Annotated in this window: 20 protein-coding genes and 2 tRNA genes; 17 read left to right on the top strand and 5 right to left on the bottom strand. The window is 55.0% G+C overall.

Going from position 1 to position 18,891, the window contains the following annotated elements; translation table 11 throughout:
* Positions 1-13 precede the first annotated feature (13 nt).
* The 3 genes from SIK97_RS05405 (at position 14) to rnt (ending at position 2,349) form a co-directional block, all read left to right on the top strand.
* Positions 14-1,111: an alkene reductase gene (locus tag SIK97_RS05405; RefSeq protein ID WP_004851469.1), complete on the top strand. Its 1,098-nt coding sequence runs from the start codon at positions 14-16 to the stop codon at positions 1,109-1,111.
* Positions 1,112-1,190: 79 nt separating this feature from the next.
* Entirely contained in the window at positions 1,191-1,598 is a 408-nt protein-coding gene (gene gloA, locus SIK97_RS05400; protein ID WP_004119471.1) for a lactoylglutathione lyase, read from the top strand.
* A gap of 106 nt (positions 1,599-1,704) precedes the next feature.
* Entirely contained in the window at positions 1,705-2,349 is a 645-nt protein-coding gene (gene rnt, locus SIK97_RS05395; protein WP_049071466.1) for a ribonuclease T, read from the top strand.
* A gap of 51 nt (positions 2,350-2,400) precedes the next feature.
* On the opposite strand, the gene grxD is transcribed toward rnt, so the two are convergent.
* Positions 2,401-2,748: a monothiol glutaredoxin 4 gene (gene grxD / locus SIK97_RS05390; protein WP_004102692.1), complete on the bottom strand. Its 348-nt coding sequence runs from the start codon at positions 2,746-2,748 to the stop codon at positions 2,401-2,403.
* A gap of 339 nt (positions 2,749-3,087) precedes the next feature.
* Here grxD and SIK97_RS05385 point away from each other — a divergent pair, with 339 nt between their 5' ends.
* Both SIK97_RS05385 and sodB read left to right on the top strand, forming a co-directional pair.
* On the top strand, positions 3,088-3,942 hold the full coding sequence (locus tag SIK97_RS05385) for a C40 family peptidase (protein ID WP_057173423.1): 855 nt from the start codon (positions 3,088-3,090) through the stop codon (positions 3,940-3,942).
* Between the two features lie 124 nt (positions 3,943-4,066).
* On the top strand, positions 4,067-4,648 hold the full coding sequence (gene sodB, locus SIK97_RS05380) for a superoxide dismutase [Fe] (RefSeq protein ID WP_004851476.1): 582 nt from the start codon (positions 4,067-4,069) through the stop codon (positions 4,646-4,648).
* 56 nt (positions 4,649-4,704) lie between these two features.
* Here sodB and SIK97_RS05375 read toward each other — a convergent pair whose 3' ends face one another.
* Both SIK97_RS05375 and SIK97_RS05370 read right to left on the bottom strand, forming a co-directional pair.
* Positions 4,705-5,871 (bottom strand): MFS transporter, encoded by a 1,167-nt coding sequence (locus SIK97_RS05375; RefSeq protein ID WP_004851479.1) that lies wholly within the window; start codon positions 5,869-5,871, stop codon positions 4,705-4,707.
* 164 nt (positions 5,872-6,035) lie between these two features.
* Entirely contained in the window at positions 6,036-6,125 is a 90-nt protein-coding gene (locus SIK97_RS05370; protein ID WP_049082851.1) for a YnhF family membrane protein, read from the bottom strand.
* Between the two features lie 296 nt (positions 6,126-6,421).
* On the opposite strand from SIK97_RS05370, the gene purR reads away from it, so the two are divergent.
* Positions 6,422-7,447, top strand: coding sequence for an HTH-type transcriptional repressor PurR (gene purR, locus SIK97_RS05365; protein ID WP_004851481.1), 1,026 nt, complete (start codon positions 6,422-6,424; stop codon positions 7,445-7,447).
* A gap of 18 nt (positions 7,448-7,465) precedes the next feature.
* Here purR and punR read toward each other — a convergent pair whose 3' ends face one another.
* Positions 7,466-8,377 carry a DNA-binding transcriptional activator PunR gene (gene punR, locus SIK97_RS05360; RefSeq protein ID WP_004851483.1) on the bottom strand — a complete coding sequence of 304 codons (912 nt, stop codon included), beginning with the start codon at positions 8,375-8,377 and terminating at the stop codon, positions 7,466-7,468.
* A gap of 112 nt (positions 8,378-8,489) precedes the next feature.
* On the opposite strand from punR, the gene punC reads away from it, so the two are divergent.
* Both punC and cfa read left to right on the top strand, forming a co-directional pair.
* On the top strand, positions 8,490-9,674 hold the full coding sequence (gene punC, locus SIK97_RS05355) for a purine nucleoside transporter PunC (protein ID WP_032749752.1): 1,185 nt from the start codon (positions 8,490-8,492) through the stop codon (positions 9,672-9,674).
* Between the two features lie 298 nt (positions 9,675-9,972).
* Positions 9,973-11,121 carry a cyclopropane fatty acyl phospholipid synthase gene (gene cfa, locus SIK97_RS05350; RefSeq protein ID WP_014838673.1) on the top strand — a complete coding sequence of 383 codons (1,149 nt, stop codon included), beginning with the start codon at positions 9,973-9,975 and terminating at the stop codon, positions 11,119-11,121.
* A 29-nt stretch (positions 11,122-11,150) separates the two neighbouring features.
* On the opposite strand, the gene SIK97_RS05345 is transcribed toward cfa, so the two are convergent.
* On the bottom strand, positions 11,151-11,786 hold the full coding sequence (locus tag SIK97_RS05345) for a riboflavin synthase (protein ID WP_032749754.1): 636 nt from the start codon (positions 11,784-11,786) through the stop codon (positions 11,151-11,153).
* Between the two features lie 229 nt (positions 11,787-12,015).
* Here SIK97_RS05345 and mdtK point away from each other — a divergent pair, with 229 nt between their 5' ends.
* The 9 genes from mdtK (at position 12,016) to cydB (ending at position 18,888) form a co-directional block, all read left to right on the top strand.
* Complete coding sequence (gene mdtK, locus SIK97_RS05340) at positions 12,016-13,389, top strand: MdtK family multidrug efflux MATE transporter (RefSeq protein WP_014229610.1); 1,374 nt, start codon at positions 12,016-12,018, stop codon at positions 13,387-13,389.
* 210 nt (positions 13,390-13,599) lie between these two features.
* Positions 13,600-13,676: transfer RNA gene (locus SIK97_RS05335), tRNA-Val, on the top strand.
* A 4-nt stretch (positions 13,677-13,680) separates the two neighbouring features.
* Positions 13,681-13,757: transfer RNA gene (locus SIK97_RS05330), tRNA-Val, on the top strand.
* Between the two features lie 444 nt (positions 13,758-14,201).
* Positions 14,202-14,387, top strand: a complete 186-nt coding sequence (locus SIK97_RS05325) for a general stress protein (RefSeq protein WP_004136767.1) — start codon at positions 14,202-14,204, stop codon at positions 14,385-14,387.
* Between the two features lie 88 nt (positions 14,388-14,475).
* Positions 14,476-14,973, top strand: a complete 498-nt coding sequence (locus tag SIK97_RS05320; protein WP_014229611.1) for a ferritin-like domain-containing protein — start codon at positions 14,476-14,478, stop codon at positions 14,971-14,973.
* Between the two features lie 32 nt (positions 14,974-15,005).
* Positions 15,006-15,512 carry a ferritin-like domain-containing protein gene (locus tag SIK97_RS05315; protein ID WP_009653688.1) on the top strand — a complete coding sequence of 169 codons (507 nt, stop codon included), beginning with the start codon at positions 15,006-15,008 and terminating at the stop codon, positions 15,510-15,512.
* A 19-nt stretch (positions 15,513-15,531) separates the two neighbouring features.
* Positions 15,532-16,413, top strand: a complete 882-nt coding sequence (locus tag SIK97_RS05310; RefSeq protein ID WP_075594675.1) for a manganese catalase family protein — start codon at positions 15,532-15,534, stop codon at positions 16,411-16,413.
* Between the two features lie 61 nt (positions 16,414-16,474).
* The gene (locus tag SIK97_RS05305) at positions 16,475-17,878 is read left to right on the top strand and encodes a cytochrome ubiquinol oxidase subunit I (protein ID WP_014229613.1); all 1,404 of its coding nucleotides are present in this window, start codon (positions 16,475-16,477) and stop codon (positions 17,876-17,878) included.
* Positions 17,878-18,888, top strand: a complete 1,011-nt coding sequence (gene cydB / locus SIK97_RS05300) for a cytochrome d ubiquinol oxidase subunit II (RefSeq protein ID WP_025105844.1) — start codon at positions 17,878-17,880, stop codon at positions 18,886-18,888. Before SIK97_RS05305 ends, cydB begins: the two co-directional genes overlap by 1 nt.
* Positions 18,889-18,891: the final 3 nt, after the last annotated feature.

The raw sequence follows: 18,891 nt of genomic DNA, 5'->3' as shown, positions 1-18,891 counted from the left end.
CTCAGGAGTCATTATGTCAGAATCAAAGTTGTTTACCCCGTTGAAAGTGGGTGCGGTAACCGTACCGAATCGCGTGTTTATGGCTCCGCTGACGCGTCTGCGCAGCATTGAACCGGGCGATATTCCTACCCCGCTGATGGGCGAATACTACCGCCAGCGCGCCAGCTCAGGTCTGATTATTTCCGAAGCCACCCAGATCTCCGCTCAGGCTAAAGGCTACGCGGGCGCACCGGGCCTGCACAGCCCGGAGCAGATTGCCGCATGGAAAAAAATCACCGCCGGCGTACACGCTGAAAACGGGCGTATTGCCGTTCAGCTGTGGCACACCGGGCGCATTTCCCACAGCAGCATCCAGCCGGGTGGCGCCGCGCCGGTTGCGCCATCGGCCATTAGCGCGGGCACCCGTACCTCGCTGCGTGATGAAAACGGCCACGCTATTCGCGTAGACACCTCGATGCCGCGCGCGCTCGAAACCGCCGAGATCCCGGGGATCGTTGATGATTTCCGCCAGGCGGTAGGCAACGCCCGCGATGCCGGCTTTGACCTTGTCGAACTGCACTCCGCGCACGGCTACCTGCTGCACCAATTCCTTTCCCCTTCTTCCAACCATCGTACTGACCAGTACGGCGGCAGCGTGGAAAATCGCGCTCGCCTGGTGCTGGAAGTGGTTGATGCGGCGAGTAAAGAGTGGAGCGCCGACCGTATCGGGATTCGCGTCTCGCCTATCGGCAGCTTCCAGAACGTCGATAATGGCCCGAATGAAGAAGCCGACGCGCTCTATCTCATCGAAGCGCTGGCCAAACGCGGTATTGCTTACCTGCATATGTCCGAGCCGGACTGGGCTGGCGGCCAACCGTACAGCGATGAATTCCGTCAGAAAGTCCGCGACCGCTTCCCGGGCGCTATTATCGGCGCTGGCGCCTACACGGTGGAAAAGGCAAACGATCTGATCGGTAAAGGCCTGATCGATGCCGTGGCCTTCGGTCGCGACTATATTGCCAACCCGGATCTGGTCGCGCGCCTGCAGAAGAAGGCCGCGCTGAATCCGCAGCGTCCGGAAAGCTTCTACGGCGGCGGCGCGGAAGGTTATACCGATTACCCTACCCTGTAATCCCTCCATTGATAGCGGCGGGTTATCGCCGCTATACTCAACGCTCTGATGTATCAAAATAAACTGCATAGGGGACATTATGCGCTTACTTCACACCATGCTGCGCGTTGGCGACCTGCAACGTTCTATTGAGTTTTACACCAACGTGCTGGGCATGAAACTGCTGCGCACCAGCGAAAACACTGAGTATAAATACTCGCTGGCATTCGTGGGTTACGGCGAAGAGAGCGATACCGCCGTGATTGAGCTGACCTATAACTGGGGCGTTGATAAGTACGATCTCGGCAGCGCTTATGGCCATATCGCGCTCAGCGTTGAAAACGCGGCCGAAGCCTGCGAGCGTATCCGCCAGAACGGCGGCAACGTGACCCGTGAAGCCGGCCCGGTCAAAGGCGGCACCACCGTCATCGCCTTCGTCGAAGATCCGGATGGCTATAAAATTGAACTGATTGAAGAGAAAGACGCCGGAAAAGGCCTCGGCAACTAATCGGCTGCGGGCACCCGCGGTGCCTGCTGTTTTATCCCCTTCCTGCTGCAAGCCGCGGCAAAATTTGCCATAATGCGCGCTACTTTTTTCCAGCTAAGAGAATCTGATGTCCGAGAACGTTCAACTTAATGGTCTGTGCGACCGTTTTCGCGGTTTTTATCCTGTGGTAATCGATGTTGAAACCGCCGGGTTTAATGCCAAAACCGACGCCCTGCTGGAGATCGCCGCTATTACGTTGAAAATGGATGAGGAAGGCTGGCTGATGCCGGACGAAACGCTGCATTTTCATGTTGAGCCTTTTGAAGGCGCCAACCTGCAGCCCGAAGCGCTGGCTTTTAACGGTATTAACCCTAACGATCCCGAGCGCGGCGCGGTGAGCGAATACGATGCGCTGCACGCGATTTTTAAAATGGTCCGCAAGGGAATGAAAGAGAGCGACTGCAGCCGCGCGATTATGGTCGCGCATAACGCCACGTTCGATCACAGCTTTACCATGGCGGCGGCAGAGCGGGCTGGCCTGAAACGTAACCCCTTCCATCCGTTCGTGACCTTCGATACCGCGGCTCTGAGCGGCCTGGCGCTGGGTCAAACGGTGCTGTCGAAAGCCTGTATTGCCGCGGGAATGGCATTTGATGGTACCCAGGCACACTCGGCGCTTTACGATACCCAGCAAACCGCCAAACTGTTCTGCGAAATCGTCAACCGCTGGAAGCGCCTCGGCGGCTGGCCATTACCCGTGGCCGAAGAGTAAGCGATAAAAAAAGCGACTTCACCGGAAGTCGCTTTTTTATTGGCAGCCGAATTACTCTGCTTTCGGTTCGTCAGTCTTGTACTTCGCGGCCGTTTCTTTGATCAACTGCTGCAGTTCGCCGCGCTGATACATTTCAATCACGATGTCACAGCCGCCGACCAGTTCACCGTCAACCCACAGCTGCGGGAAGGTCGGCCAGTTAGCGTATTTCGGCAGCTCTGCGCGGATGTCCGGATTTTGCAGGATATCGACGTAGGCAAAACGTTCGCCACAGGCGGAGAGCGCCTGAACGGCCTGAGCGGAGAAACCGCAGCTTGGCAGCTTCGGCGACCCTTTCATGTACAGCAGGATCGGGTTTTCAGCGATTTGACGTTGGATTTTTTCTAAAGTCGTGCTCATTGTCGTGCTTCCTTAAACTTCTTTACGGCAGTAATTTGTCATTGTAGCGCCCTGGGCGCAGGACCGATAATAACATTTTTTTCACTTGCCACATTTTATCTTCTGTCGGCATAAGTTGCCTTAAAAATATCATTTTATTGCTATACGCGGCAACGCGTTGCGCGTTTTTCACGCGCGGGTACCGCTGACGGAAGCATTTTTTTGCAAATGTTAACCAAACGAGACGTTAGATACAAAAGAGTAGTAACTCTCCACGATTTTATGCTTTAGAATCGATGCGGTTTGTCATTCATCGTCAGGCATCTGTATATGTCTGTAATTTAATCAGGGGATTGCTCAGTGGCGCGTCTTAACAAAATCGCGATTTCGCTCTGTGCATTACTTTTCACATCTATTTCACTTACGCCGCTGGCGCATGCTTCCGGGCATACGCACGCTTCGGCCACGCCAAAAGCGCATCCGGCCAAGGGCACGACCGCAGAGCGTAAGAAAAAAGCAGCCAGTTCTAAAAGTAAAACCACCGCCAAAACCCCCAGCAAGAAAACGTCGACCGCCAGCCGCAGCAAATCAACCGCGTCACGCCAGACTGCCAGCGCCACAAAAAAATGCGTTCTGCGCAAAGGCTATAAAAAACTGTGCGCCAGCTCGACAAGGTCGATAGCGGAAAACAAGATGGCAACCGCAAGCGTGCAGAAAAAGTGCGTAGTGCGTAAAGGCTATAAAACCCGCTGCAAACCGGTTGCCGACGAGCCGCAGCTGACCATCGCCGACGCGCATAAAGCTCGGGTACAAAAGGCGCAAAGCACCGCCATGTCCAAGCTGATGGATCAGATTGGCAAACCCTATCGCTGGGGCGGCACCTCTCCGCGTACCGGGTTTGATTGTAGCGGTCTGGTCTATTACGCCTATAAGGACCTGGTTAAAATTCACATTCCGCGCACCGCCAATGAGATGTATCACCTGCGCGACGCCCGTCCGGTGGATCGCGGCGAGCTGCAAAGCGGGGATCTCGTCTTCTTCCGCACCCGCGGGCGCGGCACTGCCGATCACGTCGGGGTTTACGTTGGCAACGGCAAATTTATCCAGTCTCCGCGTACCGGCCGCGATATTCAGATCACCTCATTAAGCGACGATTACTGGGTACGCCACTACGTTGGCGCGCGTCGCGTCATGACGCCGAAAACCATTCGCTAATTGTGCCTTGTCGCTGCGGCGGCAGGGTAACTCTCTCTTTTGCCACATCTTTTAATTTGCTACTATTATTACCCTGCGTAATACATGGTTATTACGCAGGCAAACTATAAAAAGGAGAGTAGCAATGTCGTTCGAATTACCTGCATTACCATATGCAAAAGACGCCCTGGCGCCGCACATTTCCGCAGAAACCCTGGAATACCACTACGGTAAACACCACCAGGCCTACGTCACCAACCTGAATAACCTGATCAAAGGCACTCCGTTTGAAGGCAAAACCCTGGAAGAGATCGTGCGTTCTTCCGATGGCGGCGTTTTTAACAACGCCGCTCAGGTCTGGAACCACACCTTCTACTGGAACTGCCTCGCGCCGAACGCCGGCGGCGAACCGCAAGGCGAACTGGCGGCGGCTATTGCTAAGTCCTTCGGCAGCTTCGCTGATTTCAAAGCCAAATTCACCGACGCAGCGGTAAAAAACTTCGGCGCAGGCTGGACCTGGCTGGTGAAAAACGCCGACGGTAGCCTGGCCATTGTCTCCACCAGCAACGCCGGTACGCCGCTGACCAGCGACGCGACTCCCCTGCTGACCGTGGATGTCTGGGAACACGCTTATTACATCGACTACCGTAACGCCCGTCCGAACTATCTGGAGCACTTCTGGGCGCTGGTAAACTGGAAGTTTGTTGCTGCTAATCTGGCTGCATAAAAGCAAACCGCAGAAGCCTTTCAGCTTCTGCGGTTATTGTATGACTTCACGCAATATTAACGGTTGGCGAACGCCTCTTCCGGCTGCGCCCGGCCGCTGAACAGCACCAGCAGTAGCGCCACGCCCGCGATAATCGCCCCCATCACCGGGACAAAGGCATAGCCCAGGCCGCCAGAGATGACCGCGCCGCCCGCCGCCGCGCCCAGCGCATTTCCGAGGTTAAAAGCCCCAATATTGACCGATGATGACAGCCCCGGCGCTTCGTGGGCGACGCGCATCACGCGCATCTGCAAAGGCGGCACCACCGCAAAGGTCGCCGCACCCCAGACCACCATACTGATTGCCGCGCCCACCTGCGATTGCGCCAGCAGCGGGATCGCCAGCATGATAACCATCAGCAGCAGCAGAAAGCCCTTCAGCGTACCGCTAACGGAACGGTCGGCAAACTTACCGCCAAGGTAGTTACCCAGCGAGAAACCGACGCCAATCAGCACCAGCATGGCGGTCACAAACAGCGGGGAGGCGTGGGTGATGGTATGCAAAACGGGAGAAATATAGGTATAAAGCGTGAACATCGCCCCTGCCCCCAGTACCGTCGTCAGCAGCGCCGACAGCACCTGCGGACGCATCAGCACGGAAAGCTCCTGCTTGACGTCAGGGCGCTCGCCGGCGCTGCCCTTCGGTAGAGAAAACCACAGACCGATAATCGCGATCACGCCCAGCCCCGCCGTTGCAAGGAACGACATCCGCCAGCCGATGGTTTCGCCCAGCCAGGTCGCCGCGGGAACGCCGCCGATATTCGCGATGGTCAGCCCCATAAACATCGTCGCCACCGCGCTGGCCTGTTTGTGTTTTGGCACAACGCTCGCCGCCACCACCGAACCCAGGCCGAAGAAGGCGCCGTGGTTAAGGCTGGTAATAATGCGCGACAGCAGCAGCGTGGTGTAATCCGGAGCAATGGAAGAGAGTACATTACCGAGGGTAAAAATCGCCATCAGAAAGATCAGCGCATTTCTGCGCGCGCGGTGGGAGAGCAGCAGAGTCATCAGCGGCGCGCCGACCATCACGCCGATGGCATAGGCGCTAATCAGCATTCCCGCCGCCGGAATCGAAACGTCCACGCCTTTAGCGATAACCGGTAATAGCCCCATCGGGGAGAACTCGGTTGTGCCGATACCAAAGGCACCGATCGCCAGCGCGAGCAGGGGAAAATTGATTTTCATGCAGGGACTCCATCAGGCCGCCTTCCGCGACGGCATCTCTTCAGAAGTCAAAAGCATGACATCAATCACAGAAAAACAAAAGTGAACGAAATGGCAAAAGATTTTTGCGAAAATGATAATAATGGCGGAGAGAAAGGGAGAGCGGCCCCTCCCTTATCGCATAATTAGTGCAGTACGGCGGTCAAACCTGCGGCAACAATCAAACCAAGAACAATAATCGTCGTCGTCAGCGAAAACTTTAAATTTGTATCCATCAATTTTTCCCCCTGATTATCCCCACATGAAAAGTGAGCTTGCTCATTTTTACACAGAATAGCGTAAAAATCTTCCGAGATTTAGAGTGATGCACATTTTTGCTCTTCCCCTTTGCCCCAAGATCGGACAAAATCCCACGCTAATTTGAAAGCGTATCGGCCATTGACCCCTTCCTGTCGTTCTGTGTCGTTTTCCCGACGTGATGCCATGCTCAATTTTGGCGCCAGGGTGTGTACAGGCAAACGTTTACGTACCGATAAACAGACGATCAGGTCAAGGTCTGGAGTGAGAAGTAATGGCAACTATTAAAGATGTAGCGAAGCGCGCAAACGTTTCCACTACAACAGTGTCACATGTGATTAACAAAACCCGATTCGTTGCGGAAGAGACGCGCAATGCGGTGTGGGCGGCAATAAAAGAACTGCATTACTCCCCCAGCGCCGTTGCCCGCAGCCTGAAGGTCAATCACACCAAATCTATTGGTCTGCTGGCAACCAGCAGCGAAGCGGCCTATTTCGCTGAGATTATCGAAGCCGTCGAGAAGAGCTGCTTCCAGAAGGGCTACACCCTGATCCTCGGCAACGCGTGGAACGACCCTGAGAAACAGCGCGCCTATCTGTCAATGATGGCGCAGAAACGCGTAGACGGCCTGCTGGTGATGTGCTCCGAATATCCGGAGTCGGTGTTAAGCATGCTGGAAGAGTATCGTCATATTCCGATGGTAGTGATGGACTGGGGCGAGGCAAAAGCCGACTTCACCGACTCGGTTGTCGATAACGCCTTTGAAGGCGGCTATATCGCCGGGCGCTACCTTATTGAACGCGGGCATCGCGATATCGGCGTGATCCCCGGCCCGCTGGAGCGTAACACCGGCGCAGGCCGGCTGGCAGGTTTTATGAAAGCGATGGAAGAGGCGCAGATTAGCGTTCCGGAAAACTGGATTGTGCAGGGCGATTTTGAGCCGGAATCCGGCTACCGCGCCATGCAGCAGATTCTCGGCCAGCACCCTCGCCCAACGGCCATCTTCTGCGGCGGGGATATTATGGCGATGGGCGCCATCTGCGCGGCGGATGAAATGGGTCTGCGCGTGCCGCAGGATATTTCGCTGATCGGTTATGATAACGTGCGCAACGCCCGCTACTTTAGCCCGGCGCTGACCACCATTCATCAGCCTAAAGACTCTCTTGGCGAAGCGGCGTTTAACATGCTGCTGGACCGCATCGTTAATAAGCGTGAAATCTCGCAGTCGATTGAAGTCCACCCTCGCCTGGTCGAGCGCCGTTCCGTGGCCGATGGCCCGTTTGTTGATTATCGCCGTTAACCTTTCCCGCGGCGTCGGTCATTCCGGCGCCCGCAGCCACTCCCGGTTTAGCGTTTCGCTATCGCCAAGGTAATCCAGCAGCCATAGCAGCGCCGGCGAGGCATCGCTTTGCTGCCACGTCAGGCAGCATGCGGCGTCCGGGAAGGGGTTCTCCAGCTCCAGCGCCGTCCATGCGCCGCTATCAAGCCACGGGCGCGCTAAATGCCCGGGTACCATACCGACGCACAGTCCGGCTGAGAGACAGGTTTCTGAGGCATCCCAGTCCGGCACCACCACCCTCTTCTGGTTATCCAGCAGCCAGGTGGTCCGCTTCGGCAGCGAGCGCGAGGTATCCTCCCTGACCAGCGACGGCCAGTTGCGCAGGACGTCATCGCTCAGAGGCCCGGCCATTTTGGCCAGCGGATGGTGGCTCGCGACGACGCAGTCCCAGCTCAGCATTCCCATATCGCGAAAGGCGTAGCGGCCCCCTACCGGAATTGAGCGCGTCGCGCCGATGGCCAGCTCCACGCGACCGTCGGCGAGCGCATCCCAGACGCCGTTGAACACCTCCTGAAAAACAATCAGTTCGACGTCATCAAAATGACGATAGAAATCAACGATCATCTGCCGCATGCGCGTGGGTTTAACGATATTATCCACCGCAATAGAGAGCTGCCCGCGCCAGCCGTTGGCTATCTGCTGGCACTGCTGGCGGGTGATCTGCATTTTTTTGATAACAGAACGCCCCTCCTGTAAAAACCAGACGCCGGCCGGCGTTAATTCCACATCACGATGACGGCGTTCGAACAGCGGTACCGCCAGCCACTCCTCCAGCTGACGCACGGTATAGCTGACGGCCGAGGGTACGCGGTGCAGTTCCTGCGCTGCGGCGCTAAAGCTGCCGTTACGGGCGACAGCATCGACAACTTCAAGCGAGTATTCGGACCACATTTTCTGCCTGCAAAATTTTTGAATTCACCTGACAAATATTAGCGTTTCACAAGCCTTAATGCACTCCCTACACTCTGCGCCATCGTACCTGCAACAATAAAAAGAGAAGATGATGCAACAACCTGGGAAAGGATTTTTAGTCTGGCTGGCTGGACTCAGCGTACTGGGCTTTCTGGCGACCGATATGTATCTTCCGGCTTTCGCCGCCATGCAACAAGATTTGAACACTTCTGCGGCCTCCGTCAGCGCCAGCCTGAGCCTGTTCCTGGCAGGCTTTGCGCTGGGCCAGCTTTTCTGGGGGCCCCTTTCCGATCGCTATGGCCGCAAGCCGGTGCTGTTGAGCGGGCTGGCCATTTTTGCTATCGGCTGTCTGGGGATGCTGTGGGTTCGCGATGCCAACCTGATGCTCGCGCTGCGATTTATTCAGGCCCTGGGGGTTTGCGCCGCCGCGGTGACCTGGCAGGCGATGGTCACCGATTATTATCCAGCGCAAAGAACCAACCGGATTTTCGCCGCCATTATGCCGCTGGTCGGTTTATCGCCGGCGCTGGCGCCGCTGCTCGGCAGCTGGCTGCTGGTCCATTTTGAATGGCAGGCTATTTTTGCCGTGCTGTTCGCGATTACCCTGCTGCTGATGTTGCCCGCCCTGCGCCTGAAGCCAGCGAACAAACCGGTTGCCAGAGCCCAGCAGAAGCTCACGTTTCTCACCCTGCTGCGCTCGCGCGAGTATAGCGGTAACGTGCTCATCTACGCCGCCTGTTCCGCCAGCTTTTTTGCCTGGCTGACGGGGTCGCCGTTTATTCTTCATGAAATGGGCTATGGCCCGACCGTTATCGGCCTGAGCTACGTTCCGCAAACTATCGCGTTTCTGGTGGGCGGTTATGGCTGCCGCGCGGCGCTGCAAAAATGGCAGGGCCAGCAAATTCTGCCCTGGCTGCTGGCTATTTTCGCCCTCAGCGTCGCCGCTACCTGGCTGGTAGGCCTGCGGGAAAACGCCACGCTCGTTGGTCTGATGATTCCGTTCTGCGCCATGGCGGTGGTAAATGGCGGTATTTACCCTATCGTCGTCGCGCAGGCCCTGAAGCCATTCCCGCAGGCGACCGGTCGCGCCGCTGCGCTGCAAAACACCCTGCAGCTTGGCCTCTGTTTCCTTACCAGCCTGCTGGTCTCGACGCTGATTGCCACCCCGCTGCAAACGACCACCAGCGTGATGCTGGTCTCCATCGTGCTGGCCGGGATGGGCTACCGCATGCAGCACAAAGCCGCGCATCTGGCAACAAAATCGTCACATGCTTAAGGTAATGTGCTGATAGTGCTAAGATCCAGTAATTAGCTTGCTAAGATATTTTTGTTGAAAGCCTGTTTTTAGCGGCCTATACTGGATCCGGCGTCACATAAATAGAAAACTAATTGATTTTAACGGGAGCAGGATGCATCCCGTTTCACCATGGAAGGCCTTTCGGCAAGGGTTATCTCCCTTCCTCTGTTCTACGTCGGATAGCAGCCTCACGGATTATCCGTGAGATTTCTCACAAAGCCAAAAAAGCGTCTACGCTGTTTTAAGGTTCTGATCACTTGGGCGTGATGGAGAAGCTATGAGTTCATCGTGTATAGAAGAAGTAAGTGTACCAAATGATGACTGGTACCGAATTGCAGCTGAATTATTAGGCCGTGCGGGCATTGAAATTAATGGTCCTGCTCCCTCCGACCTGCGAATTAAAAACCCTCTCTTTTTTAAGCGCGTTTTACAGGAAGGGTCGCTGGGGTTAGGCGAGAGCTATATGGACGGCTGGTGGGATTGTGAGCGGCTGGATATATTTTTCCATAAAGTTTTACGCGCCGGTCTGGAAAATCAGCTTCCCCATCATTTCAAAGATACCTTGCGTATCGCCAGCGCACGCTTATTCAATCTGCAAAGTAAAAAACGATCCTGGATTGTCGGTAAAGAGCATTACGATTTAGGTAACGATCTCTTCAGCCGCATGCTCGACCCCTATATGCAGTACTCTTGCGCTTACTGGAAAGACGCGCAGACTCTCGATGACGCGCAGCAGGCAAAATTAGATCTGATCTGCCGTAAACTTGAGCTTGAGCCAGGGATGCGGGTGCTGGATATCGGCTGCGGCTGGGGCGGGCTGGCTTACTACATGGCCAAACATTACCAGGTCAGCGTGGTTGGCGTGACCATCTCGGCAGAGCAGCAGAAAATGGCGCAGCAGCGCTGCGCGGACCTCGACGTTACCATCCTGCTCCAGGACTATCGCGACCTGCACGAAAGCTTCGATCGTATTGTTTCCGTCGGCATGTTCGAACATGTCGGGCCTAAAAATTACGCCACCTATTTTGATGTGGTCGATCGTAATCTGAAACCCGACGGTCGTTTCCTGCTGCATACCATCGGTTCGAAAAAAACCGATCATAGCGTTGACCCGTGGATTAACAAATATATCTTCCCTAACGGCTGCCTGCCGTCGGTGCGCCATATTGCCGAAGCCAGCGAATCGCATTTCGTTATGGAAGACTGGCATAATTTTGGTGCCGACTACGACACGACGCTGATGGCCTGGTATGAGCGCTTCCTCGCCAGCTGGCCGGAAATCGCCGACAACTACTCGGAACGCTTCAAACGTATGTTTAGCTATTATCTGAATGCCTGCGCTGGCGCTTTCCGCGCGCGCGATATTCAGCTCTGGCAGGTGGTTTTTTCTCGCGGGGCCGAACACGGCCTGCGCGTGGCCCGCTAAAAATATCCCCGCATCGGCGGGGATATTTTTTACTCGGCCGCCGTTTTCAGTGCCTCCTCTTTCGCCGCCAGCACGCGCTCGACGGTATCGATGACCGCCTGAGTCTGCGGATCGATTTCAATATTCACCCGATCGCCCAGCTTTTTCACCCCAAGCGTGGTGCGCTGCAGCGTTTCCGGAATTAAATGAACGCAAAAGCGGGTTGGCGTCACTTCACCGACGGTGAGGCTAATCCCATCTACGCCGATATAGCCTTTATAGAGGATATATTTCATCAACGTCGGGTCCTGAACCTTAAACCAGATCTGGCGGTTATTTTCCGAGGTGAGAATTTTCACTACTTCCGCGGTGGTCATAATATGGCCGGACATCAGGTGACCGCCAATTTCATCGCTGAATTTCGCCGCGCGCTCAACGTTAACGCTGTCGCCCTCGCCAACCTCGCCCAGATTAGTTATACGCAGGGTCTCTTTCATCAGGTCAAAACTCACTCGCGCGCCGTCTATATGGGTGACGGTCAAGCAGCAGCCGTTGTGCGCCACGGAAGCCCCGGTTTCGAGCCCCGCCAGCATATGCTCAGGCAGCTCCACGACGTGGGTGCGAAAGTTAGGTTTTTCATCGATCGCCACCACTTTGGCGGTCCCCTGCACAATACCGGTAAACATATTTTGCTCCTGTATAAATTCGTGACGGTATCAGTACCGTTTTAGGCTATGACGAACAATAACAGGTGGCAAAACAGGTTGCCAGCGCACAACGTGCAGTGGAATTTTTTCACTGGCTAAATGGCTAATCCTCGCTACAATAGTCTGGCAAATCCCTCTGCTTTTCTTCTTGCTGCCACATATGGCGGCTTTTTTAGTCCTCCAATAACAACAATATAAAGGTGTTTACGTGCAGAAGTATTTTATTGAAGCGCGTCAGTTATTAGCACTGGCTATACCCGTTATACTCGCCCAGGTGGCGCAAACCGCCATGGGCTTCGTCGATACCGTGATGGCGGGTGGCTATAGCGCCACCGACATGGCGGCCGTCGCCATCGGCACCTCTATCTGGCTACCGGCGATCCTCTTTGGCCACGGCCTGCTGCTGGCCCTGACGCCCGTTATTGCCCAACTGAATGGTTCCGGCCGTCGCGAGCGTATCGCTCACCAGGTACGCCAGGGGTTCTGGCTGGCTGGCTTCGTCTCCCTGCTGGTGATGGTTGTGCTGTGGAACGCCGGTTACATTATCAGCTCAATGCATAACATCGACCCGGCGATGGCAGAGAAGGCGGTCGGCTACCTGCGGGCGCTGCTATGGGGCGCGCCCGGCTATCTGTTCTTTCAGGTCGCTCGCAACCAGTGTGAAGGCCTGGCGAAAACCAAGCCGGGTATGGTAATGGGATTTATCGGTCTGCTGGTCAACATTCCGGTGAACTACATTTTTATCTACGGCCACTTTGGTATGCCGGAGCTCGGCGGTATCGGCTGCGGCGTGGCGACGGCATCGGTTTACTGGGTTATGTTTTTCAGCATGCTCTTCTGGGTGCGCCGCGCGCGTTCGATGCGCGATATTCATCACACAGAGCGCTTCAGCAAACCGGATTTCGCCGTCATTCAGCGTCTGGTACAGCTGGGCCTGCCGATTGCGCTTGCGCTGTTTTTCGAAGTGACGCTCTTCGCCGTCGTGGCGCTGCTGGTTTCGCCGTTGGGGATCGTTGACGTCGCCGGGCATCAGATAGCCCTCAACTTCAGCTCGCTGATGTTCGTCTTACCGCTCTCGCTGGCGGCAGCGGTGACCATTCGCGTCGGTTTCCGTCTCGGGCAGGGTTCCACGCTGGAGGCCCAGACCTCAGCCAGAACCGGCGTCGGCGTCGGGGTGTGCATGGCCGTTTTCACGGCGGTTTTCACCATTCTGATGCGCAAGCAAATCGCGCTGCTGTATAACGATAATCCCGAGGTGGTTACCCTCGCGTCCCAGCTGATGCTGCTGGCGGCGATCTACCAGATTTCCGACTCCATTCAGGTGATCGGCAGCGGGATTCTGCGCGGCTACAAAGACACGCGTTCCATCTTCTTTATCACCTTTACCGCCTACTGGGTATTGGGACTGCCGAGCGGCTACCTGCTGGCGCTGACCGATATCGTGGTACCGCGCATGGGCCCCGCCGGGTTCTGGTGCGGCTTTATTATTGGCCTCACCTCCGCCGCCGTAATGATGATGCTGCGCATGCGTTTCCTGCAGCGTCAGCCTTCCAGCGTCATTTTACAACGCGCGGCGCGCTAGCCCGTCACGGAAGAGAAGTCGCTATCCAACGGCGCTGATTCAGCGCCGTTTTCTCAAGCTGGTGAAGAAATATTCTTTTGCATCAGTAAAATATAACCAATATGGATAAAACTTCTGCGATCGTGAGAAATCTGGAAGAAAAGTGACGTTTGCCTCTTGCCACAACCCCTCCCTCCCGCTAATATGCGTCCCCGTTGCCACTGCAACATTGCGTTCATAGCTCAGTTGGTTAGAGCACCACCTTGACATGGTGGGGGTCGTTGGTTCGAGTCCAATTAAACGCACCATAATGCGTCCGTAGCTCAGTTGGTTAGAGCACCACCTTGACATGGTGGGGGTCGGTGGTTCGAGTCCACTCGGACGCACCATTTCACAGCCTCGTGATCTGGTGCCTTTTATCTCCCGCATTGAAATATCCGAAAATTACTCTCAGCACTGGCAATACGCTATTTTCTGATTTTTCCCGGTCGTGTCCTTAATATCTTTCACCATCCCGACAACTTATTTCCTGCGCTTATGTAAATTGACGTAAAGCCCTGCGCCGCGTCTACGCTGCATTTATTAACGCAGCGGCCCCGCCTATATTCCCTCGCGAATAAAAATCTTTCGTTAGATCATAACCCGTTATGCTGACATTCATTAAAAACAAGCGAAACGGTAAAAGCAGCGCAATTCAGAGTATTTCAAAAAATATCACCACAAACTGGTTTGACTGTTCAAAAATAACGACTAAATTTAATTTCTGAACGACAACGGATACGTACCTGAAGCGTATCTTCCTGACATAAACTCAACAACAGAGGTATGAAAATATGGCAGAACATCGTGGTGGTTCCGGTAATTTCGCTGAAGACCGTGATAAAGCATCTGAAGCAGGACGTAAAGGCGGTCAGCACAGCGGTGGTAACTTTAAAAACGATCCGCAGCGCGCATCTGAGGCCGGTAAGAAAGGCGGCCAAAATAGCCATGGCGGCGGGCGTAAATCTGATAATTCCTGATATTAATCGCCTCATTCTCTTGTAACTAAAAGAGTAACCTGCGAGTCTGCGGACTCGCAGTTATTCTCCGTTTATAAAGGTAATTAATATGAATATGAAGAGCATAGAAGACGTTTTTATTCATCTTTTATCGGATACGTATAGCGCAGAAAAACAATTAACCCGCGGCCTGGCGAAACTCGCCAGAGCGGCGTCCAGCGAACAGCTTAGCGCCGCGTTCAAGGCCCACCTGGAGGAGACTCAGGGGCAAATTGAACGTATCGATCAAATTGTCGAGCAAGAGCCTGATATCAAAATTAAACGGATGAAATGCGTGGCGATGGAGGGGCTGATTGAAGAAGCTAACGAAGTTATTGAGAGCACGGAGAAAAATGAAGTGCGGGATGCGGCATTAATTGCCGCTGCGCAAAAGGTTGAACATTATGAAATTGCCAGCTACGGCACTCTCGCCACTTTAGCAGAACAGCTTGGCTATAAAAAAGCGGTTAAACTTTTAGCGGAAACGTTAGAAGAAGAAAAATCAACCGACCTTAAATTAACTGACCTGGCGGTCGGCAATATTAATAAAGACGCCCAAAATAAATAGCCAGATGGTAAACCAATATTAAGGAGTTGATTATGAATTATCTTGAACATTATCACGACTGGCTACGCGATGCGCATGCAATGGAAAAGCAGGCAGAATCTATGCTGGAATCCATGGCGAGCCGCATCGATAATTATCCTGACCTGCGCAGCAGAATTCAACAGCACGTAACTGAAACCAAACGCCAAATTACGGTACTGGAGGAGATTCTGGATCGTAATAATATATCACGCTCGGTGCTGAAGGATTCCATGAGCAAAATGGCCGCGTTGGGCCAATCCATTGGCGGGATGTTCCCTTCCGATGAAATCGTTAAAGGGTCAATTAGCGGTTATGTATTTGAGCAGTTTGAAATTGCCTGTTATACCTCCCTGCTTGCCGCCGCGAATAAAGCCGGCGACACCGCCTCAATCCCCGCCATCGAATCGATTCTGGCAGAAGAGCGGGCCATGGCCGACTGGCTGCTGAAACATATTCCGCAAACAACGGAAGAGTTCCTTCTGCGCTCTGAAGCCGAAGGCGTTGAAGCGAAAAAATAAGCAATAAGGATAAGAGCCTATGTTCCGACACGTTAAGCAGCTTCAGTATACCGTAAGGGTCGCCGAGCCGAATCCGGGACTGGCGAACCTTCTTCTGGAACAATTCGGCGGTCCCCAGGGCGAACTGGCCGCCGCATGCCGGTATTTTACTCAGGGCCTGAGCGATGACGATCCGGGCCGTAAAGATATGCTGATGGACATTGCCACCGAAGAGCTGAGCCACCTTGAAATTATCGGCTCGCTGGTTGGCATGCTCAATAAAGGGGCCAAAGGCGCCCTGGCGGAAGGCGCGGAAAACGAAGCCGACCTGTACCGCTCGCTTACCGCTAACGGTAACGACAGCCATATCACCTCTTTGCTATATGGCGCAGGCACGCCGCTGACCAACTCCGCCGGGGTGCCCTGGACCGCTGCCTATATTGATACGATTGGTGAGCCAACCGCGGATTTACGCTCCAACGTGGCGGCCGAGGCGCGGGCCAAAATCATTTATGAGCGCCTGATCAACGTCACTGATGACCCCGGAGTGAAGGATGCGCTGGCCTTTCTGATGACCCGGGAAGCCGCTCATCAGCTCTCTTTCGAAAAAGCGCTCCAGTCCATCAGAAATAACTATCCGCCGGGAAAATTACCGCCCGTCCCTGAATACGCCAGCACCTACTACAATATGTCAGAGGGCGACGACATTCGCGGTAGCTGGAATAGCGATAGGCACTTCGAATATGTGGCAAATCCACAGCCTGCAGTGGATGGCGGAGAGGGTGGCGCCAGCGTTAAGCTAACGGCCAAACAAAAGGCCCTGGCCAAAGCCATGGCGGAACGAACCCAATCCGACCCGGATGGCGATCCTCTGACCGGCGCAGAGCTCGGCGCAGGCAAGAAAAGCCCTGGTCCTCGATAACCTGCTGTTAATCACTTCCCCCTGCTCAATTCGGGGGGGGTTCTGTGATGGGGTCCGGAATATGTTTGAACTCGACGCGTTTAATCTGGCTCGGCTGCAGTTCGCATTTACCGTCTCTTTTCATATCCTTTTTCCGGCGATTACCATCGGACTGGCCAGCTATCTGGTGGTGCTGGAGGGGATGTGGCTGCGGACAAAAGATGACGTCTGGCGCTCATTGTATAATTTCTGGCTGAAAATTTTTGCCGTTAATTTCGGGATGGGCGTGGTTTCAGGCCTGGTCATGGCTTATCAATTCGGCACCAACTGGAGCGGTTTCTCACAGTTTGCCGGTAGTATTACCGGTCCCCTGCTGCTTTACGAAGTGCTCACCGCCTTTTTTCTCGAAGCCGGTTTCTTAGGCGTTATGCTCTTTGGCTGGAACAAAGTTCCTCCCGGCCTGCACTTCTTCACCACCTGCATGGTGGCGCTGGGCACGCTGATGTCAACCTTCTGGATCCTCGCGTCAAATAGCTGGATGCAGACGCCGCAGGGTTTTACCATTGAAAACGGTCATGTCATTCCCCAGGACTGGCTGGCGATTATCTTTAACCCTTCTTTCCCCTATCGTCTGTCCCATATGGCGATTGCCGCTTTTCTCAGCAGCGCGATGTTCGTCGGCGCCTCCGCCGCCTGGCATCTTCTGCGGGGCAATGATACGCCGGCCATACGTAAAATGTTTTCCATGGCGATGTGGATGGCCCTGCTGGTCGCGCCGGTCCAGGCTATCGTTGGCGATATGCACGGGCTCAACACGCTTGAACATCAGCCGGCAAAAATCGCTGCCATAGAAGGCCACTGGGAGAACAAACCCGGAGAAGCCACCCCGCTGCTGCTGTTTGGCGTGCCCGATATGGATGAAGAGCGCACCAAATACGGGCTGGAAATCCCTGCGCTTGGCAGCCTGATCCTCACCCATAGCCTGAACAAGCAGGTCCCGGCGCTGAAAGATTTTCCGCCGCAGAATCGGCCAAACTCCCTTATCGTCTTCTGGTCTTTCCGCATCATGGTCGGCATGGGCGTGTTGATGATTGCCCTCGGCGTATGGAGCCTGTGGCTTCGCTACCGGCAGCGTCTTTTTCACTCCCGCGCCTTTCAGTGGTTTGCGCTGGCGATGGGGCCGGCGGGGCTGCTGGCGCTGCTGGCCGGATGGATCACGACCGAAGCGGGACGCCAGCCCTGGGTCATCTATGGTTTATTACGCACCCGGGATGCGGTCTCTCTCCACAGCACAGCGCAAATGATCGTCAGCCTGCTGGTCTTTATCGTGGTGTACTGTTCGGTGTTTGGCGTAGGTTATTACTACATTATCCGGCTGATTCAGAAAGGGCCTCAGCCCGTCAGCGAATTGACATCGACAACCTCCGGTACGCCGGCTCGCCCCCTTTCCGCCGCAGAGGCTGTGCCTGAAGAGGAGACTCGCTAATGGGCATCGATATCCCCGTTATCTGGTTTGTCATCATAGTGTTTGCCACGCTGATGTATATCGTTATGGACGGCTTCGATCTCGGCATCGGAATCGTCTTCAGCTTTGTGCCCAACGCCAACGAGCGCGACGTGATGATGAACAGCGTCGCCCCGGTATGGGACGGCAATGAGACATGGCTTGTGCTGGGCGGCGCGGGGCTATTCGGCGCCTTTCCGCTGGCCTACGCCGTCATCACCGATGCGCTAACGATTCCGCTCACCGCCATGTTAATTGGCCTGATCTTTCGCGGCGTCGCCTTCGAATTTCGTTTTAAGGCCACCCCCTCTCATCAAAAATTCTGGGATTACTCATTTGTGGGCGGCTCGTTGTTGGCCACCTTTAGCCAAGGGATAGTCGTGGGCGCGGTCATCAGCGGCTTTGAGGTTGCCGACCGCAGGTTCATCGGCTCAGCGCTGGACTGGCTGACGCCCTTTAGCCTGTTCTGCGGCTTAGGGCTGGTGGTGGCTTATACGCTCCTCGGCACCACCTGGCTTATCATGAAAAGCGAAGGCGCGCTGCAGCAGCGCATGCGTGAGCTGACCCGTCACACGCTTCTGGCGCTGATGGCGGTTATCGCCGTGGTCAGCGTCTGGACGCCGCTGGGCTGGCCGTCCGTTGCTGAACGCTGGTTTACCCTGCCTAATTTCTACTGGTTTGTGCCCGTTCCCATTCTGGTACTCGTCTTTAGCCTGTGGATCTGGCGCCTGAGCGCTCATCCCGCGAGCCACGCCCGCCCTTTCCTCCTGACGCTTGGGCTTATTTTTCTCGGCTTCAGCGGCCTGGGCATCAGTCTGTGGCCCAATATCATCCCTCCGCATATCACGCTGTGGGAAGCCTCCGCGCCGCCGGCCAGCCAGCTATTTATGCTGGTAGGAACCCTGCTTATCATTCCGGTGATTTTGGTTTACACCGCATGGAGCTACTACGTATTCCGCGGCAAAGTTTCCGGAAATGAAGGCTATCACTGAGGT

Source organism: Klebsiella sp. JN_Kp126, assembly GCF_033843325.1.
In the GTDB taxonomy this organism is placed as follows: Bacteria; Pseudomonadota; Gammaproteobacteria; order Enterobacterales; family Enterobacteriaceae; genus Klebsiella; species Klebsiella michiganensis.
Note: the sequence above shows the minus strand (reverse complement) of the source record. Positions and strands in the feature narration are given on the sequence as shown.

Excerpts from the sequence above, each read along its gene's own strand:
- SIK97_RS05405 (WP_004851469.1), top strand. The coding sequence starts at position 14 with ATGTCAGAATCAAAGTTGTTTACCCCGTTGAAAGTGGGTGCGGTAACC.
- gloA (WP_004119471.1), top strand. The coding sequence starts at position 1,191 with ATGCGCTTACTTCACACCATGCTGCGCGTTGGCGACCTGCAACGTTCT.
- rnt (WP_049071466.1), top strand. The coding sequence starts at position 1,705 with ATGTCCGAGAACGTTCAACTTAATGGTCTGTGCGACCGTTTTCGCGGT.
- grxD (WP_004102692.1), bottom strand. The coding sequence starts at position 2,748 with ATGAGCACGACTTTAGAAAAAATCCAACGTCAAATCGCTGAAAACCCG.
- sodB (WP_004851476.1), top strand. The coding sequence starts at position 4,067 with ATGTCGTTCGAATTACCTGCATTACCATATGCAAAAGACGCCCTGGCG.
- SIK97_RS05375 (WP_004851479.1), bottom strand. The coding sequence starts at position 5,871 with ATGAAAATCAATTTTCCCCTGCTCGCGCTGGCGATCGGTGCCTTTGGT.
- SIK97_RS05370 (WP_049082851.1), bottom strand. The coding sequence starts at position 6,125 with ATGGATACAAATTTAAAGTTTTCGCTGACGACGACGATTATTGTTCTT.
- purR (WP_004851481.1), top strand. The coding sequence starts at position 6,422 with ATGGCAACTATTAAAGATGTAGCGAAGCGCGCAAACGTTTCCACTACA.
- punR (WP_004851483.1), bottom strand. The coding sequence starts at position 8,377 with ATGTGGTCCGAATACTCGCTTGAAGTTGTCGATGCTGTCGCCCGTAAC.
- punC (WP_032749752.1), top strand. The coding sequence starts at position 8,490 with ATGCAACAACCTGGGAAAGGATTTTTAGTCTGGCTGGCTGGACTCAGC.
- cfa (WP_014838673.1), top strand. The coding sequence starts at position 9,973 with ATGAGTTCATCGTGTATAGAAGAAGTAAGTGTACCAAATGATGACTGG.
- SIK97_RS05345 (WP_032749754.1), bottom strand. The coding sequence starts at position 11,786 with ATGTTTACCGGTATTGTGCAGGGGACCGCCAAAGTGGTGGCGATCGAT.
- SIK97_RS05325 (WP_004136767.1), top strand. The coding sequence starts at position 14,202 with ATGGCAGAACATCGTGGTGGTTCCGGTAATTTCGCTGAAGACCGTGAT.
- SIK97_RS05320 (WP_014229611.1), top strand. The coding sequence starts at position 14,476 with ATGAATATGAAGAGCATAGAAGACGTTTTTATTCATCTTTTATCGGAT.
- SIK97_RS05315 (WP_009653688.1), top strand. The coding sequence starts at position 15,006 with ATGAATTATCTTGAACATTATCACGACTGGCTACGCGATGCGCATGCA.
- SIK97_RS05310 (WP_075594675.1), top strand. The coding sequence starts at position 15,532 with ATGTTCCGACACGTTAAGCAGCTTCAGTATACCGTAAGGGTCGCCGAG.
- SIK97_RS05305 (WP_014229613.1), top strand. The coding sequence starts at position 16,475 with ATGTTTGAACTCGACGCGTTTAATCTGGCTCGGCTGCAGTTCGCATTT.
- cydB (WP_025105844.1), top strand. The coding sequence starts at position 17,878 with ATGGGCATCGATATCCCCGTTATCTGGTTTGTCATCATAGTGTTTGCC.